General features: G+C 36.3%; 35 protein-coding genes and 2 pseudogenes. 31 read left to right on the top strand and 6 right to left on the bottom strand.

Annotated elements, in window-relative coordinates:
* The first annotated feature begins 10 nt into the window (after positions 1–10).
* From xerA to Q0W25_RS06775, 5 genes are all read left to right on the top strand, one after another.
* Positions 11–913, top strand: coding sequence for a site-specific tyrosine recombinase/integron integrase (gene xerA / locus Q0W25_RS06795; protein WP_367270525.1), 903 nt, complete (start codon positions 11–13; stop codon positions 911–913).
* Between the two features lie 353 nt (positions 914–1,266).
* Entirely contained in the window at positions 1,267–1,854 is a 588-nt protein-coding gene (locus tag Q0W25_RS06790; protein ID WP_298520524.1) for an acyltransferase, read from the top strand.
* An 18-nt stretch (positions 1,855–1,872) separates the two neighbouring features.
* Entirely contained in the window at positions 1,873–2,031 is a 159-nt protein-coding gene (locus Q0W25_RS06785) for a rubredoxin (RefSeq protein WP_297824442.1), read from the top strand.
* Between the two features lie 95 nt (positions 2,032–2,126).
* Positions 2,127–2,246, top strand: coding sequence for a rubredoxin-like domain-containing protein (locus Q0W25_RS06780; RefSeq protein ID WP_297824440.1), 120 nt, complete (start codon positions 2,127–2,129; stop codon positions 2,244–2,246).
* A gap of 12 nt (positions 2,247–2,258) precedes the next feature.
* Complete coding sequence (locus tag Q0W25_RS06775; protein ID WP_297824438.1) at positions 2,259–2,369, top strand: rubredoxin-like domain-containing protein; 111 nt, start codon at positions 2,259–2,261, stop codon at positions 2,367–2,369.
* 19 nt (positions 2,370–2,388) lie between these two features.
* On the opposite strand, the gene Q0W25_RS06770 is transcribed toward Q0W25_RS06775, so the two are convergent.
* Complete coding sequence (locus Q0W25_RS06770) at positions 2,389–2,988, bottom strand: YigZ family protein (protein ID WP_298520515.1); 600 nt, start codon at positions 2,986–2,988, stop codon at positions 2,389–2,391.
* A 68-nt stretch (positions 2,989–3,056) separates the two neighbouring features.
* On the opposite strand from Q0W25_RS06770, the gene Q0W25_RS06765 reads away from it, so the two are divergent.
* Positions 3,057–3,473 carry a hypothetical protein gene (locus Q0W25_RS06765; protein WP_298520512.1) on the top strand — a complete coding sequence of 139 codons (417 nt, stop codon included), beginning with the start codon at positions 3,057–3,059 and terminating at the stop codon, positions 3,471–3,473.
* 20 nt (positions 3,474–3,493) lie between these two features.
* On the opposite strand, the gene arfB is transcribed toward Q0W25_RS06765, so the two are convergent.
* The 3 genes from arfB to Q0W25_RS06750 are packed head-to-tail and all read right to left on the bottom strand — an operon-like array spanning position 3,494 to position 5,240.
* On the bottom strand, positions 3,494–4,186 hold the full coding sequence (arfB, locus tag Q0W25_RS06760) for a 2-amino-5-formylamino-6-ribosylaminopyrimidin-4(3H)-one 5'-monophosphate deformylase (protein WP_298520509.1): 693 nt from the start codon (positions 4,184–4,186) through the stop codon (positions 3,494–3,496).
* An 8-nt stretch (positions 4,187–4,194) separates the two neighbouring features.
* On the bottom strand, positions 4,195–4,677 hold the full coding sequence (locus Q0W25_RS06755; RefSeq protein WP_297824430.1) for an RNA-binding protein: 483 nt from the start codon (positions 4,675–4,677) through the stop codon (positions 4,195–4,197).
* 56 nt (positions 4,678–4,733) lie between these two features.
* The gene (locus Q0W25_RS06750; protein WP_297824428.1) at positions 4,734–5,240 is read right to left on the bottom strand and encodes a type II toxin-antitoxin system antitoxin SocA domain-containing protein; all 507 of its coding nucleotides are present in this window, start codon (positions 5,238–5,240) and stop codon (positions 4,734–4,736) included.
* Positions 5,241–5,555: 315 nt separating this feature from the next.
* On the opposite strand from Q0W25_RS06750, the gene Q0W25_RS06745 reads away from it, so the two are divergent.
* The 4 genes from Q0W25_RS06745 to Q0W25_RS06730 all read left to right on the top strand — a co-directional run bounded on the left by Q0W25_RS06745 (position 5,556) and on the right by Q0W25_RS06730 (position 6,993).
* Positions 5,556–5,786, top strand: coding sequence for an LSm family protein (locus Q0W25_RS06745; RefSeq protein WP_298520505.1), 231 nt, complete (start codon positions 5,556–5,558; stop codon positions 5,784–5,786).
* A 59-nt stretch (positions 5,787–5,845) separates the two neighbouring features.
* Positions 5,846–6,034: a 50S ribosomal protein L37e gene (locus Q0W25_RS06740; RefSeq protein WP_067042784.1), complete on the top strand. Its 189-nt coding sequence runs from the start codon at positions 5,846–5,848 to the stop codon at positions 6,032–6,034.
* Positions 6,035–6,185: 151 nt separating this feature from the next.
* Complete coding sequence (locus Q0W25_RS06735) at positions 6,186–6,596, top strand: hypothetical protein (protein ID WP_298520502.1); 411 nt, start codon at positions 6,186–6,188, stop codon at positions 6,594–6,596.
* A 7-nt stretch (positions 6,597–6,603) separates the two neighbouring features.
* Positions 6,604–6,993 carry a hypothetical protein gene (locus Q0W25_RS06730; RefSeq protein ID WP_298520499.1) on the top strand — a complete coding sequence of 130 codons (390 nt, stop codon included), beginning with the start codon at positions 6,604–6,606 and terminating at the stop codon, positions 6,991–6,993.
* 15 nt (positions 6,994–7,008) lie between these two features.
* On the opposite strand, the gene Q0W25_RS06725 is transcribed toward Q0W25_RS06730, so the two are convergent.
* On the bottom strand, positions 7,009–7,344 hold the full coding sequence (locus tag Q0W25_RS06725; protein ID WP_298520496.1) for a hypothetical protein: 336 nt from the start codon (positions 7,342–7,344) through the stop codon (positions 7,009–7,011).
* 157 nt (positions 7,345–7,501) lie between these two features.
* Here Q0W25_RS06725 and rnc point away from each other — a divergent pair, with 157 nt between their 5' ends.
* The 11 genes and pseudogenes from rnc to Q0W25_RS06670 form a co-directional block, all read left to right on the top strand.
* Entirely contained in the window at positions 7,502–8,170 is a 669-nt protein-coding gene (rnc, locus tag Q0W25_RS06720) for a ribonuclease III (RefSeq protein WP_298520493.1), read from the top strand.
* Positions 8,167–9,633: a homoserine O-acetyltransferase gene (locus Q0W25_RS06715; RefSeq protein WP_298520490.1), complete on the top strand. Its 1,467-nt coding sequence runs from the start codon at positions 8,167–8,169 to the stop codon at positions 9,631–9,633. The genes rnc and Q0W25_RS06715 overlap by 4 nt, the downstream gene beginning before the upstream one ends.
* A gap of 37 nt (positions 9,634–9,670) precedes the next feature.
* The gene (locus Q0W25_RS06710) at positions 9,671–10,369 is read left to right on the top strand and encodes an AzlC family ABC transporter permease (RefSeq protein ID WP_367269910.1); all 699 of its coding nucleotides are present in this window, start codon (positions 9,671–9,673) and stop codon (positions 10,367–10,369) included.
* Complete coding sequence (locus Q0W25_RS06705; RefSeq protein WP_297824415.1) at positions 10,369–10,683, top strand: AzlD domain-containing protein; 315 nt, start codon at positions 10,369–10,371, stop codon at positions 10,681–10,683. The genes Q0W25_RS06710 and Q0W25_RS06705 overlap by 1 nt, the downstream gene beginning before the upstream one ends.
* 53 nt (positions 10,684–10,736) lie before the next feature.
* A complete protein-coding gene (locus Q0W25_RS06700; RefSeq protein WP_298520484.1) occupies positions 10,737–11,252 on the top strand; it encodes a phosphatase PAP2 family protein in 516 nt (171 codons plus the stop codon).
* Between the two features lie 416 nt (positions 11,253–11,668).
* Complete coding sequence (locus tag Q0W25_RS06695) at positions 11,669–11,905, top strand: helix-turn-helix transcriptional regulator (protein ID WP_297824411.1); 237 nt, start codon at positions 11,669–11,671, stop codon at positions 11,903–11,905.
* Positions 11,906–11,915: 10 nt separating this feature from the next.
* The gene (locus Q0W25_RS06690; RefSeq protein ID WP_298520482.1) at positions 11,916–12,647 is read left to right on the top strand and encodes a DUF4013 domain-containing protein; all 732 of its coding nucleotides are present in this window, start codon (positions 11,916–11,918) and stop codon (positions 12,645–12,647) included.
* Between the two features lie 10 nt (positions 12,648–12,657).
* On the top strand, positions 12,658–13,494 hold the full coding sequence (locus tag Q0W25_RS06685; protein WP_298520479.1) for a DUF4013 domain-containing protein: 837 nt from the start codon (positions 12,658–12,660) through the stop codon (positions 13,492–13,494).
* 61 nt (positions 13,495–13,555) lie between these two features.
* Positions 13,556–14,476: an ABC transporter ATP-binding protein gene (locus Q0W25_RS06680; protein WP_298520476.1), complete on the top strand. Its 921-nt coding sequence runs from the start codon at positions 13,556–13,558 to the stop codon at positions 14,474–14,476.
* Between the two features lie 9 nt (positions 14,477–14,485).
* Complete coding sequence (locus Q0W25_RS06675) at positions 14,486–15,211, top strand: ABC transporter permease (RefSeq protein ID WP_298520474.1); 726 nt, start codon at positions 14,486–14,488, stop codon at positions 15,209–15,211.
* A gap of 49 nt (positions 15,212–15,260) precedes the next feature.
* Positions 15,261–15,573 (top strand): annotated as a pseudogene (locus tag Q0W25_RS06670) (hypothetical protein); the annotation flags it as partial.
* 71 nt (positions 15,574–15,644) lie between these two features.
* Here the strand turns inward: Q0W25_RS06670 and Q0W25_RS06665 are convergent.
* The gene (locus tag Q0W25_RS06665; protein WP_298520471.1) at positions 15,645–16,118 is read right to left on the bottom strand and encodes a hypothetical protein; all 474 of its coding nucleotides are present in this window, start codon (positions 16,116–16,118) and stop codon (positions 15,645–15,647) included.
* A gap of 228 nt (positions 16,119–16,346) precedes the next feature.
* Here Q0W25_RS06665 and Q0W25_RS06660 point away from each other — a divergent pair.
* The 10 genes and pseudogenes from Q0W25_RS06660 to Q0W25_RS06615 form a co-directional block, all read left to right on the top strand.
* Positions 16,347–16,539: pseudogene (locus Q0W25_RS06660) on the top strand (hypothetical protein); the annotation flags it as partial.
* A gap of 147 nt (positions 16,540–16,686) precedes the next feature.
* Complete coding sequence (locus tag Q0W25_RS06655; RefSeq protein WP_298520468.1) at positions 16,687–18,135, top strand: asparagine synthetase B; 1,449 nt, start codon at positions 16,687–16,689, stop codon at positions 18,133–18,135.
* A gap of 95 nt (positions 18,136–18,230) precedes the next feature.
* Positions 18,231–18,446, top strand: coding sequence for an Asp-tRNA(Asn) amidotransferase subunit GatC (gene gatC, locus Q0W25_RS06650; RefSeq protein ID WP_297824396.1), 216 nt, complete (start codon positions 18,231–18,233; stop codon positions 18,444–18,446).
* Between the two features lie 11 nt (positions 18,447–18,457).
* Positions 18,458–18,943, top strand: a complete 486-nt coding sequence (locus tag Q0W25_RS06645; protein ID WP_297824394.1) for an amino acid-binding protein — start codon at positions 18,458–18,460, stop codon at positions 18,941–18,943.
* A gap of 9 nt (positions 18,944–18,952) precedes the next feature.
* Positions 18,953–19,972 (top strand): homoserine dehydrogenase, encoded by a 1,020-nt coding sequence (locus Q0W25_RS06640; RefSeq protein ID WP_298520464.1) that lies wholly within the window; start codon positions 18,953–18,955, stop codon positions 19,970–19,972.
* 37 nt (positions 19,973–20,009) lie between these two features.
* Positions 20,010–21,221, top strand: coding sequence for a cofactor-independent phosphoglycerate mutase (locus tag Q0W25_RS06635; protein WP_298520461.1), 1,212 nt, complete (start codon positions 20,010–20,012; stop codon positions 21,219–21,221).
* 1 nt (position 21,222) lies between these two features.
* A complete protein-coding gene (locus tag Q0W25_RS06630) occupies positions 21,223–21,858 on the top strand; it encodes a flavodoxin family protein (protein WP_298520458.1) in 636 nt (211 codons plus the stop codon).
* Between the two features lie 111 nt (positions 21,859–21,969).
* Entirely contained in the window at positions 21,970–23,328 is a 1,359-nt protein-coding gene (locus tag Q0W25_RS06625) for an MATE family efflux transporter (RefSeq protein WP_367270524.1), read from the top strand.
* On the top strand, positions 23,328–23,735 hold the full coding sequence (locus Q0W25_RS06620) for a GNAT family N-acetyltransferase (RefSeq protein ID WP_297824384.1): 408 nt from the start codon (positions 23,328–23,330) through the stop codon (positions 23,733–23,735). The genes Q0W25_RS06625 and Q0W25_RS06620 overlap by 1 nt, the downstream gene beginning before the upstream one ends.
* A gap of 9 nt (positions 23,736–23,744) precedes the next feature.
* Entirely contained in the window at positions 23,745–24,518 is a 774-nt protein-coding gene (locus Q0W25_RS06615; protein WP_298520451.1) for an alpha/beta hydrolase family protein, read from the top strand.
* Positions 24,519–24,650: the final 132 nt, after the last annotated feature.

Below are 24,650 nucleotides of genomic sequence, written 5' to 3'. Positions count from 1 at the left end.
CTTAGGTGCTATTTTAAATGATTTTGAAGTTATTGAAAAAGATATGAATTTATCAATTTCAGAATCTAAAGGAAATCATGAGTTATTACATAATTTTATTTCCGCTAAGCAAGTTGAGGGTTGTTCTGAACGTACCCTTAATTATTATAAAACAACAATTTTTAAAATGCTTAATTATGTTAAGCTTAGAATTGAAGACATTACTACTGATGATTTGAGGAAATATCTTGCGGATTATAAAAATAATAATGCAGCTTCTAAGACAACTATTGATAATATAAGGAGGGTTCTTTCAAGCTTTTTCAGCTGGTTGGAGGATGAAGATTATATTTTAAAAAACCCTGTTAGAAGAATTCACAAGATTAAAACCCGAAAAGTTGTAAAAGAAGTTTTAAGTGATGAAAATTTTGAAATTTTAAGAGACACCTGCACTAATATCCGAGATTTAGCAATGATTGAACTTTTGGCTTCAACTGGTATACGTGTAGGTGAACTTGTAAATCTAAATATTGATGATGTTTTATTTAATGAAAGGGAGTGTGTAGTATTGGGTAAGGGGGACTCCGAAAGGACAGTTTACTTTGATGCAAAAACAAAAATTCACTTACTTAATTACTTGGACTCGAGGAAGGATAATAATCCTGCACTTTTTGTATCATTTAAAAAACCATATAAACGTTTAGGTATAAATGGTGTTGAGAGAAGAATACGTGAAATTGGTCAAGAAGCCAATATTAAAAAAGTTCATCCACATAAATTCAGAAGAACAATGGCAACGAATGCAATTGATAAAGGAATGCCGATTGAACAAGTTCAAAAACTTTTAGGTCATGTTCAAATTGACACGACAATGCAATATGCAATGGTAAATCAGAACAATGTTAAAATTGCTCACAGAAAATTCATTGGGTAATTTTATTAAATTTGAACCATTTAGTATATATACTTAATAAATACATAAATTAATTCATTAACAAATAAAATTTACTAAAAGAAAGGTTTGATAATATGGTTAAGTTTTCACAAACTCTTGATGATAGGCAATCAAAAAACAAAGAAAAACCTTATGAACAGGTAAGGGCCAGTAACCAGTATTACTATGACAGACAACCTCAAGTTCAGATGAGGGATGACAGACTGTATTCTCAACCGCCTAGACCTGCTTATCAAGAACCTGCCTATCAACAACCTGATAACGTCTATGTGCCTGCAAAAGAAGAGCCTAGCGACATTATCTATAAAAGGGAAACTCATGAAGACAAATCCATACAGCCAGATTACTCAAAACCGGAACTCCAGTTCCCTCCTGACCAGAATATCCAGTTTGGTGTGGAATACTCTCCAAACTCAAAACCTCCTGTAATAGGTAAGAATTACACCATAAGGTCAAATTCAATTATCTATAATGATGTTGTCATTGGAGATAACTTCAGGACAGGCCATAATGTGGTCATCAGGGAAAATACCAACATTGGTGATGACGTTCTGATTGGAACCAACACTGTCATCGAAGGAGATGTAATCATCGGAAACGATGTCAGCATCCAGTCCAATGTATATATTCCGACCAATTCCGTAATCGAGGACAATGTGTTTATCGGACCTTGCGCTTGTTTTACCAATGATAAATATCCTGTTAGGATCAATTATGAACTTCAGGGACCTAGAATCAGACGTGGCGCTTCCATAGGTGGAAATACTACTTTCCTGTCCAATGTGGAAATAGGTGAAGGTTCCATTGTGGCTGCCGGAGCTATTGTCATACATTCAGTTCCTCCGTTCTACTTGGCCATCGGAACACCTGCCCGTATCAAGCCGCTTCCGGATCATCTGAAAGTTCCAAACAGATTCTAATATTGAAGGAGATAGTTTATGGCAGTTTATAAATGCAAGATTTGCGGTTATGTTTTTGATGAGGACAATATAGAAGAGGGCTTAAATATTCCGGAAGGAACAAAATTCGAGGATTTACCTGCTTCTTTCAAATGCCCTAAATGCCGCATGCCGAAGACAATGTTTGAAAAAACTTAAATAATTTTAATTACAAGATAATATTAATTAAATTATAAAAGTTTAAATACTAGAAAATTTAATGAAAGTATACAATTTAAAGGAGATTGTTATAAATGGCAAAATTTAAATGTAAAATTTGTGGTTTTGTAACCGAAGAATACGAAGAACTCCCAGAAGGATACAAATGTCCTATGTGCGGCGCTTCCGCTGACATGTTCGAAAAAGTAGAATAAGGAGGATTCCAAATGGCTTTTGTTTGTAAAGTATGTGGTTACGTTCACGAAGCAGATGAATTACCAGAAGACTTCACTTGCCCAATGTGCGGTGTAGGCGCTGAAAACTTTGAAGAACAATAAGTTTCTTCATTTCTTTTTTTTATATTTTTTCTAAAAATTGCTTGTTTTTATAGCTGACTTTTATTTTTCCAGAGTATTTTTCAAATATTTGTTCTATGTCCCTATCGTCTTTTGAGACTACTTCATAGATGACCTTGTCGCTGTATTCCTTGTTTATGGCGGTCAGCTGATTGTTTCTAACTTCCGTGTCAGCTATTTTGATGTCTGAGTATTCAAAAATAAGTTCATATACACTGTACTCTTCGATTTCAACTATTTCGGCTTCGCCAACGGCTTCCATCACGGATTTGGAGTATGCCCTTACAAGGCCTCCGGCACCAAGCTTTATTCCTCCAAAGTATCTTGTAACGACTGCGGTTACATTATGGAGCTCGTTTTTTCGAAGGACATTGATCATTGGTTTTCCTGCGGTTCCGCCAGGCTCCCCATCATCGTCGAATCCTTCTCCGTCGCTCACTACATATGCGGTACAGTTATGGGTGGCATCGCTGTACTGTTCATTCAGCTTTTGAATGATTTCCTTTGATTCCTTTTTGTTTTTGGTTGGAAACAAGGAGCAGATGAATTGTGATTTTTTGATGTTTATTTCACATTGGACAGCTTCTTTTATTGTTTTCATAGTTACCACATATATTTATATAAGTAATCAAATATATTATAGTTAATTAATTTTGCAAGGTGTTAATATTGTCAAGTAGATCTGCTACAGTATTAGTAATTTTTGTAATAGCTATGGTTGCATTCTGTCTGGCCAGCGTTTTCGGAGCCATGACCGGAACAATAACTATTTTCCCAAATGCAACTGATGATTCAAGCGAACTTTCCAATTCGTCATATAATGAGTACAAAACATACGGTTCAGAATATAACAATGACTATGGAAGTTATGATGATTCCTCAAATTCGGAAAATAATAATGATAAGCAGGATGATTCATCAGGAGGGCTATTGGATAGTCTCAAAGGACATTCCAATTCAGATTCTTCAAATGTAGAAACCACAACTGATTCAGGTTCTAATGTAGAACACACTTCAGATTCAGGTTCTTCATCTGGTTCTTCTAAAGTGGAGACCACTACTGCTTCCGGTGATGATACCGCTTAATATTTTTTTATCTTTTTTTTTTAAAAATCTAATAATTTTTCAACATCAAGGATTACTGTGTTGATAGCTAGATTGAACAGTCTTTCTCCGTACTCTTCGTCAACATAAACGCCGTTTTCTTCAACGTCTCTTGCGCCTTCTTCGATGTTCGGATCATTTTCACGTGCTTCTGTAAATCCATATAGGCCGACTTCTTCATATCTGCTGACATCAGCCTGGTTTTCAACTTCGCTTTCATCGATGATTCCCAAAACCTTGGCCATTGAAAGCTCACCGCTTCCTCCATGAGGGCCTTCTGAAGATATTACCTGATTGTTGAATACTATGGCCAAATCTGTTTTCTCTTCGATTTCCCATAATTCTGCCATAAGCGGAATGTTTCCTCCATGAGCATTTACAATAACGACTTTTTCAATGTTTAAGAATTTTTTTGCAGAATTGAGTGTGTTGATGACATTTTCTTTTAGTTCATCAAGGGAAACGTGGATTCCATGGTTTATTTCATCCAGTTCGTAGGCGGGAAATATGATTCCCAGGAATTTGGCTCCTGTCATCAGGGATGACTGGAATGCGATGTGTGCGCCGATTTTGGCGTCAGTATCTATCGGAAGTGCAGGGCCATGGTTTTCCAAGTGTGATCCAAGGGCTATTATTCCTATTTTGTGGACTCCAGGGTCATTTATCTTGCCTGCACGATATCTTAGCTCGACCATCTTATCACCTACAGTTCAAAATTCCAGATGTCGTCTCCGACGTAATGCTTTGTGGCGACGGCTTTTCCGGAGTCGTTTTCAACCATTTCCTCGCCGCTTATAAGACTTACACCTATGGCCAACGGTTTTCCATGTGTTTCATCAATGATTAAAACTATGTCTCCCTTTTCGATTCCATCATCTGCAGCCACAATTCCAGGACTCATGATGTCTGCACCGTTGCTTACGAATCTTATTGCCCCCATATCAACAGTCACTTTTTTGCTGTCGATTTGGTTTGCAAGGGCTGCCTTAAGGGTTGGGAATGGCTTGTCGTCAATCATTATGATGTAAGGTTCGCCGTCCACTAAAATGAATGAGTTAGGTTCCGCTTCAAGGATTTCAACATTTTTCTTGTTTTGAAGCAGGTCTCCGTATTCTCCAAGTTCAGCCTTTATCTCTTTGATTTTTTTCTTTTTAAGAAAGTTTCTTTTTTTGACTTTTATGCTCATGTTTTTTGCCTATAGTATTTTTATTGAATAATATTATAAATTCAAAATAGATAAACCTATTTATTTTTAACTTTGAGTTTTCTTGTGGAATATTCTCTGTTTCTCAATAGGACATATCTGCAGTCAATCTTTTCCCCTAGCCTTGCGATATGGCAGGGAGGGTCGTTTCTTGCGTATTTGGATATGGATGTTGCATTGTTGTGGCTCAGCTTTTCAAGGGATGAATCTATTATCGCCGCAGCATCGCTGTCAAATTTGACTTGGGGGATGACCGCCAGGCGGTATCTGTGGATTGTCCGATTGTAGTATGGTTCCTTTCTTAAGAAAAGCTGGTTTCGGTCAATCAGTTCCTGGGTTATTCTGGAAAAGTGCTTCGGCTTGATTCCTTTTTTGGACTTCATATATGTTTCCTTTGTCAAAAGCCTTCCGTACTGCTCGTAATAGTTGAAGTCAATGAAATACAGCAATGTGCAGAGCACTGTCTTTCCTATATTTGGCTTGTTGTATGATCTGGATAGTATATAAAGCAGCAAGTCGATGTAGGTGTCTTCATCAAATTTCATTCAAATGACCTGTGATAGTTGTTGGTAATATGATGTTTGATGGGCATTGCTTTTAAGCTGCGAGAAAGAGCAGTTGAAAATTAATCATTTTGTAAATTATAAATATTATAGCATAAATAATTAGTATTTAAGTAATTTTTTTAATCCTTTTGTTAAAAATAAGGTAACATTTATATAGTAGATGAATTATAATTAATAGTATTAGTTTTAATTAGGTTTTGTCTTATCTTAACTTGATTATATTATGTCTAATAATGAGTATTTACTCAAATTTGATTAATAAAACTAAAATTTGTAATAATATAAGGTGATATAATGAGCGGACATAATGTTCAAAGACCACTTGATGCATTAGGAAAATCAGTAGACTCTCCAGTTTTAATTAAACTCAAAGGAGATCGTGAATTTAGAGGTATACTTAAGAGCTTTGATTTACACATGAACTTAGTTCTTAATGACGCAGAAGAGTTACAAGACGGAGAAGTCACTAGAAGACTCGGTGTTGTCCTCATCAGAGGAGACAATATTGTTTATATTTCACCATAAATATTATTCAATAATTATTCTAGATTACATTTTTAACGATAGCTTGGGGAGGTGTATCAATGTCAAAAGGAACTCCATCAATGGGTAAAAAGAATAAAAAGACCCATATCAGATGCAGAAGATGTGGTAGAAACACTTATCACATACGCAAAAAAGTCTGTGCTTCTTGTGGATTCGGTAAATCCAAAAAATTAAGAAGATACAGCTGGCAAAACAAAAAACCAACTACTAGGCAAAGACTAGTTTAAGTTGGCAAACTTTGAAGATTATTTAATAATCTTCTTTCAAACTCTATTTTTCAACTACTTTTAACTTGACAGTCAATTTTAGATATATTTATAAACTATTGGCGATTATATTATTTTTAAGTAAACCAAAATATTTTTTAGGTGATTCATCATGACTGGATTAAGTGATGTAGCTAAGCAAAATAATGTAAATTTGGTGGACAGCATCGTTTTTATAAGAGGAGATGATGATATAATGTCTGTCGATGTTGGAAGCGTCAGAATCAAGCAGAGAAGCGACGATACCATGGGTTTTGTCTTTTCAATTTCTCCAAAACAGGCACTTGAATTGGAAGGCTTCTTTTCACAGTTTGCAAATGGCGAAAAGTTTTATTTTGATATCTCACAAACCGGCTACAGGCCTGTTTACTACAGGGGATTGTCCAAGATAACTAAGGAAGTCAGTCCAGAGTATCATCCTAAATTCAACGTAACCATGCTTGCTCAAAAGGCAATTGTCGTTCCTGATGACAACTACTTTGAGCCTACCTGTGAATGCTGTAAATTTTGTCACATAGGTTAGTGATATCATGTTAGGTAATGAAATTTCAGATAAGATTAGAATAACCAATGTAAAAACAAAAGAGTTCATTGAAATAGATCAAGAAAAAGTCCAGATCAGGGAGAATTTAAATGGTCTGATGGCTTTCAGTTACAAAGCACCTTTATTTGAGATGATGGATCTTGAGGATTTCTTTGATAATCTTGATTCCTCCGGAAAACTGACAGTCGATATCGGAGGAACCGGTGAGTTTGGTGTGAACTTCAGAGGACTCATCGATGGAAAAGAAAGGAACTATTCTCAAAATTTAGACCATAAGTTGATTTTGCTTGAAAATCACAAATGCCCTAAACCTGGAGAATACATTCAAGTTAAGAGAACTTCGAAATTTGTGCCTAGAGGCAAGATTTCCGAATAATCTTCTTATTTTTTTTTAAAATTCGTCTTCGACGGCATCCCACAGCTCCGGAGCCCAGCCTTTTCCACCATCGATTACCATATCAAGCAGTCTTACTTGTCCGTCTTTGAATCTGAATAGTCTGTAGTCTTGCTGAGGTTTTTTGGATGTTCCCTCTTTATTGCAGTCAAGATAAACTCCTTCGCTGTATTCTGCCTCGAAATTTCCCGCTTGGACGAAATCTCCAACAAGGGAGTATCCGTTTGAAACGCTTTTATCTAGCTTTTCTACGGTTTTAAGCCATCCGCCTTGAGCCCTGAACTTTATGTCAGGGTCGATTTTTGTTATTTCTTCTTGCCAATTAATAATCATGGTATCATATCCTAATTAATTATAATTTTGCATTGCCTTTAATATAAGCGAAGAGAAAGAGCATTTGAAAAGAAATAATTTCGTTAAAAATATTACTTTTATATAATTGTAATTTCATATTATATAGTGGTATTAAATAAAAACTGGGCTTTTAATTATGAATTTATATGAGAAATTTGGGATAGAAACTGAAAATGAGATGTTATATAAAATAGCATTTACACATGGTTCATACAGTACAAAACATAACTTGGGATACACCTATGAAAGATTGGAGTTTCTAGGTGATTCAGTTTTAAGTTTAATTGTTTCAGAGTACTTGTACAACAAATATCCTCAGTATGAAGAGGGAAAGCTAACCAAATTAAGGGCAAATTTCGTATGTCAGAATGCGTTGATTTATTACTCTCATGAATTGGGTTTGCATGATTATCTTAATGTATCTGCCGAAGAGTCCAATCTGACTAAAAACGAGATACTGTCCATTACTGCAGACATTTTCGAATCCTTTTTGGGAGCGATATTCCTTGATCAAGGCCTTGATTTTGCAAAGGATTATGCATCCAAGGTGATTTTCAAGTATATAGATGAGGAAAAGGTCTTTTTTGCAGACTATAAATCTGCCATGAAGGAATATGGGGATGCTCATGAAGTAGAAGTTTCATATAAGATATTGAAGGAATATGGAGTACCTCATGATAAGACATTTGTAATAGCCATCTTGGTTGATGGTGAAGAAATGGGTGTAGGTAAAGGTAAAAATAAAAAAGAAGCTGAACAGGCAGCTTCCAAAGTAGCTATTGAAAAGTTAGGTGTTTTAAAATGAGTGAAGAATCTGTTGGCATTGTTGAAACCAAATATTATGATATTGAAGAGCCAATTGAGTTAGATAGTGGTAGAACACTTGAAAATGTTACTGTTGCTTATGAAACTTATGGAGAGCTCGATAAGGAAAAATCAAATGCGATCCTAATTTGTCATGCTTTGACAGGCGATGCCCATGCTGCCGGCTGGCATAAGGGAGATAAGAAGCCTGGATGGTGGGATATTGTTATTGGCCCAGGAAAAGCATTAGACACTGAAAAGTATTTTATAATTTGTTCAAATGTATTGGGAGGTTGTAAAGGAACAACCGGACCTAGTTCCATTAATCCGGAAACCAATAAGGAATATGGCCTTGAGTTTCCTGTAATTACAATAAGGGACATGGTTGAAGTTCAAAAGAAATTGATAGATTCCTTTGGCATCAGCCAGATATATGCAGTTATTGGAGGATCAATGGGCGGAATGCAGGTTCTGCAATGGATAGTGTCCTATCCTGCAATGATGAAAAAGGCAATCCCGATAGCTACCGCTGCAATGTCTTCACCACAGCAGATAGCATTTAATGCAGTGGGTCGTCAGTCAATCTTTTCAGACCCTGACTGGAACAACGGCAATTATTATGAAAACAACGTAATTCCAAGAAGCGGCCTGTCCTTGGCGCGCATGATTGCTCACATTACCTATTTAAGCGATGAGTCAATGGACATCAAATTCGGACGCGGACTTCAGGACAAGGATGAAATCAGCTATGACTTCACAGTTGATTTCCAGGTCGAAAGCTACTTGAAGCATCAGGGGGAAACCTTTGTAAAGCGTTTTGATGCAAACAGCTATCTCTACATTACAAAAGCTGTAGATTTATTTGATTTATCCATTAACGGTTCATTGATTGACGGATTGAAGGATGTTGAAGCAAAAGTTAAAGTGCTTTCAGTTGATTCAGACTGGCTGTATCCAACAGAGCAAAGTACTGAAATCGTAACCGCACTGAACGCCAATGAGGTTGAGGTATCCTTTTCTGAAATAAAATCAAACTATGGCCATGATGCATTTCTGCTTGAAACCGGACAGCTCAACTATCTTTTCGCAAATTTCCTCTCCGACAATGTTGTTGAGGATATCATGATGGAACAAATAGCTACAATCAGGGCCGATGCCGATGTGGTTGAAGCGGCCAAACTGATGTTGGATAAGCATGTAACTCACATTCCTGTCGTTACAGATGACAATAAGCTAATAGGAATCGTTACAAGCTGGGACTTGTCCAAGTCAATCGCTACAGATTCCAATCAGTTGAAGGATATCATGACAACAACAGTCAAGTACTGTAATGCAAATGATGCAATAGAGGATATTGCTCGCCAAATGCGTAAATTTGATATATCCTGTCTGCCTGTGGTTGATGAGGATATGACAGTTTTAGGTTTGATTACAACTGATCAGATAAGTAATTTATTAAGTTAAATTACTTCTTTTTTTATTATTTTAATTTTAAGGAGACATTACTATTTCCAGGAGAGCTAAGTTTATCGATGGTGCCAAAAAGGGAATCCCAATTACTTTCGGATATGTTCCGATGGGAATCGGTTATGCTGCTATAGCCATAAAGGCCGGTTTCACTCCTTTTGAAACAATATCCATGTCATTTCTGGTTTATGCAGGTGCAGGCCAAATCATTGCAGCATCAATGGCCCTTTCAGGCGCAACGGCAATAGCTATCATATTGACAAATTTCGTTGTCAATCTGAGGTATTTTGTAATGTCCACATGTGTATTGAATCAGGTGGAGGAATCAAATCTTCCATTAAACATTTTGGCTGCACATGTAACGGTGGATGAATCATTTGCAATGTTTTCATTGAGCGAAGACTCTTCAATCTGGATATATCTTGGAATAGCCATTACAGCATGGCTTAGCTGGTGTTTGGGAGCTGGAATTGGAGTGGTCCTGTTGGATTTGCTTCCGGTGATTGTTACAAACAGTTTCAATATTTCACTTTACGCTCTGTTTGTAGCCATTTTGATTCCATCCATAAAGGAAAGCAGACAAATCGCACTTTTAGTGCTGATAACTGCAGTTTTAAATGTTGTTTTAGGTCAATTCTTGGGAAATTGGTCTTTGATTGTTTCCACACTTTTGGGAGCTGCAATAGGAATGTATATTGTTGATGACGAATACTTGCTTTCAGGTGATGCCTAATGGATTATATAATGATAGTTATTTTAGGCTGTGCTGTCGTGACATTCATTCCAAGGCTGATTCCTGCATTGTGCATTGACAGATTGAACTTTTCACCAAAAGTGGAGAAATTCCTGAATCTTATTCCGTATACTGCCCTTGCGGCACTGATATGTCCTGGAGTATTGACCGTTGACAATCAGCTTTGGTATATAGGTTTAATCGGTGCTGTAGTGGCTGCAGGCCTTGCATGGAAAAAGGTTCCTCTTGGAGCAATTGTGATTTTGACAGTGGTTGTTTTGATAACAGTATATTCGATTGTACCATTCTTTTAAGGTGATTAGATGTCCATTAATGTTGATTTATTTTATTTCATTAAAACCATAATATGCATAATCCAATTTTTGATTTGATAATGCCCCTGTTCACTCATTTCGGTGGCTTCATTTTCATGGTCTGCATATTGGTTGTAGTTATCCTGTTTGCAAGGTTCACAAAGAGAAACACTCTAAAAAGAATAGTCATTTTGGCATTGATTGCACTTTTATTGTCTGATATAATCGTATTGTGCCTGAAACATATAGTTAATGAACCAAGGCCTTTTTTGGTATTGGATAATGTTAATCTGTTGATTGTTGAGGACGATCCGTATTCGTTCCCGTCAGGCCATACTGCATCAACGTTTTCAGTAATAACATTTTTCGTTTTGAACATGAGGGAATTGATTAAAAAGCATTATTTGGCTGTAAGCACAGCTTTAATCATATTTGCATTGATTATTCCATTTTCAAGGGTTTATGTGGGAGTGCATTATCCTGGCGATGTATTTGCAGGAGCGCTTATTGGAATGGCTGGTGCATTATTTGTCAATCATTTTAAGGATAAAATCCTTGGAATTTTATAACCAAGCAGATAAGTTGGGAAAATGTTTGATGAGGTAATGTTAGTATCACTTCTGCTTGGAGCTATTTTTGCAACAAAATATGTTATGGTCATGTTACATATGTTAAAGATAAATTACTTAATATATAAATATTTTGCTTTTTATTTTTATACTTGAAAACTTATTATTCTTTATTAAATAATAATTAAAGAGTAAAAAATTATTTAAAACCGAATTTAATTTTAATTTAAATTATTTTAATTGTATAGATTATTTTATATTATTTATTCTTATTTTAAGCTGATTTTATATGTTTTATTAATAACCGTAAAGTTTATATACTGTGTAATGTAACATTAACATAAGTAATTAGTTTTTAACATAATTGCTTTGGTACTTAAATACTTTTTGCAAAATGATAATATATGGGATTAACTATGAGAACCATGATTAAATATTTAAGACAAGAGCTCAAGATGAGCCAAAAAGAACTTGGGGATAAAGTTGGAGTTACCCGCCAAACAATTAATGCGCTGGAAAATGGCAGGTACAATCCATCTTTATTTTTAGCTTACGAGATAACCCAGGTTTTCAATAAAATGTTATTCAAAGGAGATCGAGAAAGATATTTCATTATGGAAGAGATATTCATTTTCGATGACGATTATTTTTAGGTGATAAATAATGATTTTAGACATATATAAAGATGCACTTGAATATTCAGCAAAAGACTGGAAAACATTGGTGATATTGGGAGTAATCTGTTTCTTTAGCTTTCTGTTCCTTCCATTATTCTTAATTACAGGATATAATTACAGAGTTATTAACACAGCAGTCCACGGCATAATCAACGGGAGAGATCCTTTGCCGGAATTTGATGATTTGATAGGCATGTTTGTGGATGGTGTGAAAGTCGTGATAGTCCAAATAGGATATCTGCTTGTTCCGTTCATTGTCTTTTTGATTTTTGCATTTATTTCAGCAAGCATCACAGGTGTTGCCTCATCCGCATTGATGATAATCGGATGTTTAATCACATTTGTTTTAGTGATAGTCGCATGTCTGATGAACCAAATGGGATTATGTCATATGGCAAACCATGACGGTGCGTTTACAAAAGCGTTTGCAGTCACTGAAATCAAAGAGGTAATAGATGAAGTCGGATGGTTCAACTGCATCGCGACATATGTTGGATTGATTATAATAACTTTGGTCATATCCCTTGTCGTGACTGCAATAATCTATGGAATTTTCACACTATTTGGACTTTCAGGAGCTATTTTAGGTGCCGATCTAAGCGGAATATTCTTATTGGGGGCATTGATTAACTCCGCAATTGCAATGTTCATTGTCGGACCGTATCTAAGCATATTCAATGCAAGATCCATAGGATTGTTATACACAATGCAGTTATAGGGTGATTTGAATGGCAAGCATAACTGACTGTGTTGTAGAAGGATTGAAGTATCCTTTCAATGACATCAAAAAATTATTATGCTTTGGAGTATTGTTTGCATTAATAAGTGTAATATCCACATTCATAGGTTTCAAATCCATGGATATTTTCAGAGCTGCTGTACACATTAATGAAATGACCAACGGCACTCTTTCCCAAATACCATTTTCGCAGCTGCCTGCCGGTGATATTTATATTGTAGCCGGCTTAACTATTGTTGGATTCATCATATCCTTGTTAATAATGGGATATCAATATGATTTTGTAAAATTCTCAATAGATAAGAAAGATGGTCTTCCTGGATTTGGTGATATTCCGGCTAAGTTCGTCAGTGGAGTAAAATATTTCATTGTCGCCATGGCATATAATCTCATTCCAATTCTTGTCTTGGTGATGGGAATGGCCTTGGTGAGTGAATCAACAATATTGCCCCTTATCTTGATAATTTCAACCCTATTGTTTATAATTGCATATTTCTTCCTTATTATGGCGTTAAACAATATGATTGCGCATGATAGTCTTAAAAAAGCATTTGATTTTAGTGAGATAATTGGTAATATTTCAAATCTTGGATGGGGAAAATATATCGGAATAATCTTGTTTACACTCATTGTAATGATGATTATTTCAGTAGCTATAAGCTTTATACTGAGCTTTATAACCATATTGTTCGCCGCAACTGTTAACAATCAGGCATTTGTCATATCAATAGTTATTGCAATAATTGAAGGATTGTTCATAGACTCTTATATGAGTGTATTTTTCAACAGAGTATGCGGATCAATATATAGGGAATCAATTAAATAGTTTGAATGTTTTTAAACATTCTACTTTATTTTTTCAAGTGATTTATTGGAGGTTTTTGGTCATGGCAGACTATGTCATCGAAACAAAAGGGTTGTCAAAAATATATTCCAAAACTAAAGTTGTAGATTCCATAAATATGCATGTTGAGAAAGGCAAAATTTATGGACTTTTAGGCAAGAATGGAGCTGGAAAAACAACAACCATGTGTATGCTTTTAAATCTCACATATCCGAGTAGCGGAGAGATATTTCTTTTTGGAAAAAGCATTGATAAATATTCAAAAGAAATTTATCCAAAAATAGGTTCCATTATTGAAACTCCTGGATTTTATGAAAATTTAACAGCTTATGAAAACTTAAAAATCATTGCTAAGTTAAGGGGAGATTATAATCCAGTCAATATTAATTCAGTTCTTAAAATTGTTAATTTGGACTGTGAAAAATCAAAAAAATTCAAAGACTTTTCATTAGGGATGAAACAGCGTCTGGGAATAGCAGCCGCTATTATGCACAGTCCTGAACTACTGATTCTGGATGAACCCATCAATGGCCTAGATCCTTTTGGAATTAAAGAGATTAGGGCATTGCTTAAAAGATTGTCCCATGAATTTGGAATAACAATCTTGATTTCATCACATATTTTGAGTGAAATAGAAAACATTGCCGATGTCATCGGATTTATGGATAGAGGAGTATTGATTGAAGAAATGTCAAGAGAGGATTTATTTAAAAGATTGGATAAATTCGTCGAATTCGAAGTGTCCAATATCGATTTGGCAATCAATATCCTTAGAGAGTTGGGGTTAGAGGAAAATATAGATTTCACTTTTAATGGGGAAGGCACTATTCGCCTATATTCGAATTTGGATTTAAGGGACAAATTCAATGCATTATTTGTCCGGGCAGGAATTGACGTGAGAAAAGTGGAATTATGTGAAGAAAATTTAGAGGAGTTCTTTACACGATTTGTATCTAATAATTGAGGTGATTTGATGTTTACTTTTATAGAAATGGAATTTTTAAAACTTAAAAGGTCTAAAATATTCCTGTTAAGTCTTTTGGGGGCAATTCTTCCTCCATTTTTAATGTTTATTGCAGTTACTTCATTTGATGAAGGAAACACTTTTGAAATGCTGTTTACAAATGTGAATATGTATATGTCAGCAATGTTTGCGGTTCTGATTTTTGCAATAATCATATCCTACCTGTTTGGCAGGGAATACAACGAGCATACTCTAAAAACAATGCTTACCATTCCAGTGTCCAGAGGCAAATTCTTGGCAAGCAAATACATGATGTTTTTGATGTGGGTTGTGATTTTGACAATGGTTACAAGCTTTTCAACACTTGTATTTGGTTTCATTGCGGGTCTTGATGGATTCAGTTTAAAACTGTTCATTGATAGCTTTGCACAGCTTCTGTTTGCAAATGTACTTTTGTTTTTAACGTTTTCTCCATTTGTATTCCTATCATTGGTGGTTACAAATATGGTTCCTGCGATGGTGGGGGGTGCAGGTTTGTCATTGGTGAATCTTATGGTTTACGGACAAAACTGGGCACCATTTGTGCCATGGGTATGCCCATATCTGATTGCATCTGGTGAAATAGCAAAGTATAGTACAAGTATTGCAGTATCTTATGGAATTATCTTAGCCGCTTTCGTGATTGGTTTAGCTATTTCCAATATCTATTTCACAAGAACTGATGTTTCACTTTAATCTTTTTTTTCTTTTTTTTTGTCTGTAAAATTTTATAGGATTCTTTCAAATTTTACAAAAATCGCAAGAATTGAAAAACTGTTTCAGTCTAAATTCAAAATAAGAAACAATCGAATAATTTAAACAATATTTGCAGAATTATAGATCCATTCCAGTATTAAAAAATCTCATTACAACACATCATTTATCACTTCCGCAGACGTAAAACATTTAGATGATGAGAATATAGAAAAAACATTCAATAAAGTAGAAACTTAGCATAGACAAACTAATCCAGAAATAATAATAGATTATACAAAACTAAAAAAGGAATTTTGACATTTTCAGACTTTCAAATGCAAATTGAACACAAAAACATATAAAAATCAAATAAGCCTATAAAATTTTATAAATTCAAAAATAAAAAAAGTTTAAGGGTTAAAAAACCCTAAATTCATCTTTTTAATGGATAAATACCTAAAACAGCTAAAATAACCAATAAAACAAAAATTGGATTACCTGTAGCATGGTCGGCTACTGTATTAATTGCATCGCCACCGGCTGAAGCTGTTGGTGTATTGTTTTGGGCTGCTGAGGCATTGTCTGTGGAAAGTGTAGCGTTTACGGAATAATCGGTTGTTGATTCAGTATTTCCTTTAGCAGGTGAGATTACTTCCGGACCTTCCTGACTGGTTTCATTTTCATCAGGGCTTGGGCTAACATCCTCTTCGTCAGAGTTTTCCTCATCATCATCCTCATTTTCTTCATCGTCGTTTTCATCGTCGCCAAGATCGTCGTCTTGGTCATCATCGTCGCCGATGTTAGGGTCATTATTGTCACCTAGATTATCATCGGCAGAAACGGCAGCAACACCCATAATTACAATAAAAATTGTGAGTATTGCAATAACTGTTTTATCGAATTTCATTTTTTCACCTCATTTGATTAATAGTTAATTATATTTTAAATAGTGTATATAAATCTTTGCAAAAAAGCTAAAAATATGGTCTGTAAATCCAGATGAAAATAATATTTTTAAATATTATAATTCAATTTGTTCAGTTTGTGGAAGCCACAATGTAATCAAAAAAGGCACAATATTTACGAGCAAATATAAAAAAAGCAACTGAATTCAGAGAACGCCCTTATCAATGTAAAAAATTCAAAACAAGAAGTAATAAAAAAATAAACAATATATGTAAAATTATACGGCCATTCCAATAATATTGAGAGATTTTATAAGAAAAGACATCAATAATTATTTCCACAGATATGTAGATAATGAAAAAATAGAAAAGACATCCAATAAAGTCGAAAATTACTACAGACAAACAAATAAAGGAATTATATAAAAATAAAAAGGAATTTTGACATTTTCAGACTTTCAAATGCAAATTGAATACAAAAACATGTAAAAATCGAATAAGCATATAAAATTGTACCGACTCTTTTTTTCAAATTAAATTTTAAGTATTATTAGAATTTAATATTATATCATGTGTTCAATAGTAGGTTTGCAAGGCAAAGTTAAATCAGAGGATATCGTTAAAATGTTAAAGGCCTCTAAAAATAGGGGTCCGGATTCATCAGGAATCTTTTTGGATGAAATTTACACAGACATAGATTTGGATGAATTCGTGGATGACAGTGATTATGAGATAGCTTTCGGCCATAATCTGCTTTCCATTTATGACAGAAACGATAGACTGTCCAAGCCGCAGCCGGTTTCAAAGGACAATCTTGTTTTGGTTTTCAATGGGGAACTCTACAATTTCGCAACAATCAGAAATCTTGTTAAAAAAGTTGGCGTTGAAGCGGAAATCACTTCAGACAGCGAAGCCCTGCTTTATCTGATTGACTTTTACAATAAGGGGGATCTCTTGAAGGCAGTTCAGATGGCAATCAGGATGATTGATGGGGATTATGCCTTTGCTGTTTGGGACGGTGAAAACCTGGCTATTGCACGCGACCCGTTAGGTGTCAAACCGTTATTCTATTCACAGAATGATGATTCATGCGGATTTGCATCAGCAAGGGATTCATTAAAAGAAGTCGGATTCACTGACATCAGCACACTAAAGCCTGAACACATCCTTTATAACTGGGAAGACATATCTCCAGCACAGGCAATCTATGAAAAGGTCTTTGAAGGGGACGTAAACAAGATAGACAAGTTCTTAAGATTGAGTTTGGTTAAAAGGATTGAAGGATTAAGCGAGGTTGGAGTAATATTTTCAGGAGGAGTTGACAGTTCATATCTGGCACTGCTTTTAAAGGAAATATCTGAAAACGTTCCGCTGAAAGTCACTCTTTATGCGGTTGGAATTGAAGGCTCAAAGGATGTCGAAGCTGCAATAAAGGCCTCAAAATCCATAAACCTTCCTTTGGAAATCTGTGAAGTGACAGAAGACATGATTCGTGAAGCATTGCCTCAAGTCGTAAAGGCAATCGGTGACGATAATCTCATGAAGGTTGGCGTTGGCCTTACAACCTATTTCGCAACAGCCATGGCTGCCCGCGATGGAATCAAAGTGGCAATTTCAGGCCAAGGTGCCGATGAGCTGTTTGGAGGATATAAGAGATATCTTAAAAGCTTCGTTGATGGAACACTGAATTATGATTTGCGCGAAGACATGTCAAACATGTATCATGTTAACCTTGAACGTGATGACGCATGCTCAATGCTCAATTCAGTTGAGTTGAGATTGCCGTTTTTAGACAAGGCACTGGTGGAATTGGTACTGAATATTCCGGACAACAAAAAGATAGTTTCCATGCATGACGATATGAGAAAAAGCTTTTTAAGAAAACTGGCTTTTGAAGAGGGCCTTGATTATGAAATAGCCTACAGGCAAAAAAAGGCAGCCCAATACGGAACAGGAATTGACAAGATTCTGAGAAAGAAAATAATAAAGGATACTGACATTTCACAATTCCTTGAATGATTTTTTTTAAGCTATTTTTCACCCATTTTTTCTTTAACTTTATTAATATTAAAAAACATAATAAATATATTATTAATTATTAGGAGTTTATAATAATGTCAATCGAAAAAGATGCAGAAGATATTATAGAAAAATTCTCAAAAATCTTAGAAGATATTCCGGATTCAGATGAAACCTGGTATATTACCGATAATTTAAATTTAACACGTGAAGATAAATCTCAGGAGAAAAATCCTGAAAAGATATTAAGAAATGCAAAAATAGACAAAGACGGAAATCTCGTTGTAAAAAGAGCTGAATGGACTAATTAAGAGGGATTCAAATGAGAATAAATTTAGTTCTAGAACTTTTGGATAGTCCTGGAAAATTGGTTAAAGTATTGGAGCCAATAAGTACTTTTGGCGCTAATCTGGTAACCGTTATTCACAAAAGGGACTATAAGAATGATAACGGAATGGTTCCGGTTCAACTCACTTTGGAAGGAGAACATGAGGAACTGAAAAACGTTGTGGACAAGTTTGAAGAATTGGGATTCACCATAATTGAAATGGACGGAGTAGTCAGAAAAGAGAAAATCACCACTATACTCTTTGGCCATATCGTAGATCAGGATTTAAGGGACACCATGGACAGGATAAATGAATTGGATGGTGTTGAGATTGTGGCATTTGACATTAAGTTAAATGGTGAAGATAAATCCACAGCATTGATTAATATTGAAGCGGATTTAGGCAAAAAGCAAATAATATTCAATAGAATTGCAGAAATTGCTTCCGAAAAGGATTTGTTAGTAATTAATGAAGTTTAAGTGATTATTATGGATGAATGTAAAGTCATTATTATGGGATTTGGTTCAGTGGGCCAAGGTGTTGCCAATGCCATTTCCATGAAAAAAGATTTGATTAAGGATAAAACTGGAGTCGACGTAAAGGTTGTCGCTGCAGCTGATTCATCTTCATCTGCAATCTCACAGGATGGATTGGATGAAGAACTACTCGTAAATACTAAAAAAGAGAAAGGAAAACTATCAGCATACCCGGAATTCGGGTCTGATGTAAGTGGAATGGATGTTTTAGATGCTGTTGAATATGATTGTCTTATTGAAGCAACTCCTACAAATATCGTTGATGCAGAACCTGCATTTTCACTAACACTTAAGGCATTTGAACAGGGAAAAGATGTTGTGACCTCAAATAAGGGTCATTTGGCCTTAAAATTCAAAGAAGTTGTTGGTGCAGCAGAAAAAGCAGGTGTGGAATTCAAATATGAAGCCAGTGTCGGAGGATCCATGCCAATAATTAACTTCTCAAGGGATACCCTTTCATCCTGCGACATAAAATCAATCAAAGGTATCTTGAACGGTACCACCAACTACATATTGTCAAGGATGACTTCAGAAGGTTCAGATTATGAAGTCATTTTAAAGGAATCACAGGAATTGGGTATTGCGGAAACCGACCCTACCCAAGATGTTGAAGGTATCGATGCCGCATGCAAGACAGTAATTCTTGCAAATTCCGTATTGGGTATCGATGCGACTTACAGCGATGTAAAGGTTCAGGGCATTTCAAGCATCAATTCACAAGCTATTGAGCTTGCCAAAAAGGACGATTATCTGATTAAGCTAATAGCTGAAGTGTCTCCTGATAATTTACAGGTATCTCCTCGTTTGGTTAAAAGGGGAAGCTCCTATGACATAAGCGGAACCTTGAACATGGCCACAGTCGAAACCGATTTGGCCGGAGACATAACTGTAATGGGACTTGGAGCAGGTTCTCTTGAAACTGCTTCTGCGATGTTGACCGATTTAATTAGCATTTTAAGAAATAAAAGCTAATTAAAAACTTTATTTTTTTTTTAATTTTATTGATAACATGAAATACGTAATTTTTATTCCAGATGGGTCCAGCGATTACCCTGTAGATGAATTGGATGGCAAAACCCCTTTAATGGTAGCCAATACTCCTAATATTGATAAATTGGCTCGCGGAGGATTTGGAGGATTCACAAACAATGTTCCTGAACAGTACACACCGGGTTCCGATGTTGCAAACATGAGCATTTTCGGATATAACCCTGCTGATTTCTATACTGGCAGAGGACCATTGGAAGCAGGAAGCGAAGGAATTCCTACAACTCCAAAAGACGTAATATTCAGATGCAATACAATATTCAGTGAAAATGATGAAATGGATGACTTCAATGCAGGCCATATCTCCACTGAAGAAGCTGATGAATTGATGAAAGGATTGAATGAATATTTCACTGAAAAATATCCTGATTTCAAAGGCAAATTCTATACTGGAGTCAGCTACAGGCACCTGTTCATATACTCCTGCGACAGCGTTGAGGATGCTGAAATCTTATCCAGCATCAAGACAATGCCTCCTCACGACATTGTCAATGAAAAGCTTTTGGACAATTTGTTTGGCGAATGTGAATTGGCTCAGGAAATCCAAAATATAATGTTTGAGTCAAGGGAATATCTTAAAGACGCTGAAGTCAATCAGAAAAGAGAAATTCCAGCCAATATGGTCTGGCTATGGGGACAGGGTGTAACTCCTAGCCTTCCTAACTTTGAGGAAACCTATGGCATCACCGCTTCAGTGATTACAGGTGTTGACTTGCTTAAAGGTATCGGAAACTTCGCAGGCATGAACATCGTCAATGTGCCTGGAGCTACCGGATACTTCGACACAGATTATGAAGCTAAGGGAAAATATGGAATCAATGCTTTAAAGGAAACTGATTTATTGCTGATTCATATAGAATCTCCGGATGAGGCAGGACACGCTCAAAATACTGAAGAGAAAGTTAAAGCTATTGAAAGGATTGATGAGTTTATTGTCGGACCGATCATAGATAGCCTTGAAGGTCAGGACTTCAGGGCAGCAATCCTGCCTGATCATCCAACACCAATCAGCGTTGGAACCCACACTCGTGATAATGTGCCTTTAGTAATATTTGATTCAGCTCGTGAAGGTGATGAATGCGAATCATTTGATGAAGAAGGCGTTAAAGAAGGTTCACTTGAATTCAAAAAAGGACACTTTTTAGTTCAAAGATTGATTGATGGAGATTATTAAAATGAAGGTTTTATTGGTTAATGGAAGTCCAAATAAGAACGGCTGTACTTACACAGCTCTCAGCGAAATAGCAAAGACCTTGGAAGGTCATGACATAGAAACAGAAATTTTCTGGATTAAGACAAAACCAATTACAGGATGCATTGCCTGCGGAAAATGTGCGGAATTAGGAAAATGTACTTTTGACAATGATGTTGTAAACGAGTTCGTCCAGAAGGCATACGATGCAGATGCATTCGTATTCGGTTCTCCTGTATATTATGCAAGTGCAAACGGGTCTATGACTTCATTCTTGGACAGGGCATTCTACTCAAATTCACATGGCTCAGGCGCAGAGGCATTCAAGCATAAGCCTGGAGCTGTAATATGTTCTGCAAGGCGTGGGGGCACAACCGCAACCTATGACCAATTGATTAAGTATTTAGGTATTTCCCAGATGCCTATAATTTCATCATTCTACTGGAACATGGTTCACGGAAACACTCCTGAAGAAGTGCTCCAGGATGAAGAGGGAATGGGCACCATGAGGCAGCTTGCTCACAACATGGCATATTTCTTGGAATGTCTTGAAGCGGGCAAAGAAAAAGGTTTGGCCTTGACTGAAGAAGAAAAGCCTCGTACAAACTTTATAAGGTAATCTTTTTACCTTTCAATTCTTTTTTTATTAATATAATTGGATAAATAAAAAAGTTCATATGTCTTTATCTAGATAATATTATTTAGAATTATTTTTTCTGATAATATGAACATTAATAATTTATTTAAAACTCCTGAAGGTTATATCTATTCAAATAGGGCTTTGCTTGCATTGTTTATCCCTTTACTGATAGAATACGGATTGGAATTTTTTGTGGGATTGGCAGATTCCATAATGGTTGCATCTTTAGGTGAAGCGGCTATTTCAGGGGTTTCCTTGGTTGACTTTCTGGTTCAACTTCTAATTTTTTCATTTTCAGCTCTTGGAACAGGCGGTGCTGTTGTAGCCGGCCAGTATCTTGGTGACAATCAGATTGAAAAGGCACGAAACTCAGCTACACAGCTCATTTGGTTTTCCACAATACTGTCCACAATACTGATGGTTGTGGCAATCCTTCTCAGAAAGGTTCTCATTGGAGTCCTTTTTGGTCAGATTGAAGCTGACGTTTGGGCAAATGCTGACATGTATCTATATATTGTGGCATTGTCAATTCCGTTTCTGGCAATCTACAATGCGGGCGCAGCCATATTCAGGACAACCAACAACGCATCCCTTCCTATGAAGATTCTGCTCGTCTGCGACATTTTGAACGTCATAGGAAACGCAATCTGCATTTATTATCTTGGATGGGACGTTCGTGGAGTGGCCATTCCGACAGTATTGTCAAGACTGCTTGCGGCGCTTGCGATTCTGTACTTTGTGGTTGATGAGGACTATAAACTGCACATCAAAAGGACTTTAAAGCATAAGTTTGACCGCGTCATACTCAAAAAGGTGCTGCAGGTAGGAATTCCCTATGGTGTCGAAAACGGCCTTTTCCAATTGGGAAGGGTTTTGGTCCTAAGCATTGTATCCACATTCGGGACAATGGCAATAGCTGCAAACTCAGTCGGATATGCAATCGGAATATTTTCAGTCTTGCCAGGTTTTGCAATCAATCTGGGACTGACTGCAGTGATTTCAAGGTGTGTCGGAGCAGGAGATTATGAACAGGCCAGATATTACAATAAAAAATGCCTTGTCATCGTAATCATTTCACATGTGTTCATCAATGCAATCATATTTGCATTTCTGCCTCAAATATTGGGCATTTACAACCTTTCAGCCAAAACTGCAGCCATGACAACTGAAATGGTAATATGGCATGGGATATTTGCAATAATAATATGGCCGATATCCTTCACATTGCCGTCCACATTCAGAGGAGCCGGAGATTCAAAATCCGTGATGTACATCAGTTTGGCGGTAATGTTCACTTGCAGAATAGCCCTTTCATATGTGATAGCCGATTGGATGGGCGTTGGAGTGTTCGGAACATGGATTGCAATGTTTATTGACTGGTATGTAAGGGCTGGAATTTACGTTTACAGATATTTCTCAAACAAATGGACAGAATATAGGGTGGTTTAATGAAAGGAATAATTTATAAGAATACGCATCATTTTAGCAAAAAGCAACTGGAAGAATTGTTTTTATCTGTCGAATGGTCTTCAGGCCATTTCCCGGAAAAACTGGTGATTGCAATGAGGAACTTCGAAACGGTATTTTCCGCATGGGACGGTGACAAGCTGGTAGGCATGATCTGTGCCATGGATGACGGGATAATGACAGCATATGTCCATTACCTGCTGGTCCATCCCGATTATCAGCTGAAGGGAATAGGAAAGGAACTGGTTGAACGTATCAAAAGCCATTATAAGGACTATTTGCGAATCGTAGTTATTGCATATGATCTCGAAGCAAAGTTCTATGAATACTGCGGATTTGAAAAGGCGGAAGACGCAAGTCCGATGTTTATAACAGAATTGTGGACGTAGGTGTTTTTAATGGTTCTATTTAGAGGAGATGTCAAGTGCAAAAGCCTGCAGAGAAGAACTTCAATCAGCGTGATTCTGCCTTCAGACAACATTCATTTCCTGCAGGATACAGAGGAAATCGTTCCAAAGCCATACAGGACTTTGTATCTGCTTCACGGATTGTACGGAAGTGACGATATCTTTCTTGCAAACACATCCATTCAGAAGTTTGCAGAAGACAACGGAATAGCTATTGTAATTCCATGCGGGGAAAACAGCTTTTATGTCGACAACAGAAAGGCGCATGCATATTACGGTGAGTACGTAGGCCAGGAACTTCTTGACATTACCCGAAACATATTTCCATTGTCCGATAAAAGGGAGGATACATTTATCGCAGGATTTTCAATGGGAGGTTATGGAGCTATAAGAAACGGTTTGAAATACTCACAGAACTTCTCTAAAATAGGCATGATTTCTGCTGCCTTGATAACTGATGATATGGTTGATTATGCTGATGACGGTAATGTTTTGCGCTCAAGGGATTTTTATGAATCAATCTTCGGTGATTTGGATAAGGTTAAAGATTCTGACATGGATCCGAAGTATCTGATAGATTCCTGCGAAGACCTTCCGGAAATTTTCATGGCCTGTGGCGTTGATGACTTCCTGTTTGAAAAGAATGTTGATTTTCATGAATTTTTGAAGTCCAGAAACGTTGATGCCACATTCATCAAGGCTTCCGGAGAGCATACATGGGAATTCTGTGACAAATACATCAAGGAATTCATTAAAACTTTATAGGGTGATTTTATGAGATGTCCGAAGTGTGGAAGCAAGTTAGATGAGGATGATTACTGCAGCGAATGCTGTGAATTTATTGATGATCCGGTCAATGATGTTTGCCCAGAGTGCGGAGGCGAACTGGATGAGGAC

Source organism: uncultured Methanobrevibacter sp. (assembly GCF_947166415.1).
Lineage (GTDB): Archaea > Methanobacteriota > Methanobacteria > Methanobacteriales > Methanobacteriaceae > Methanocatella.
This window is presented reverse-complemented; position numbering and strand designations above follow the sequence as displayed.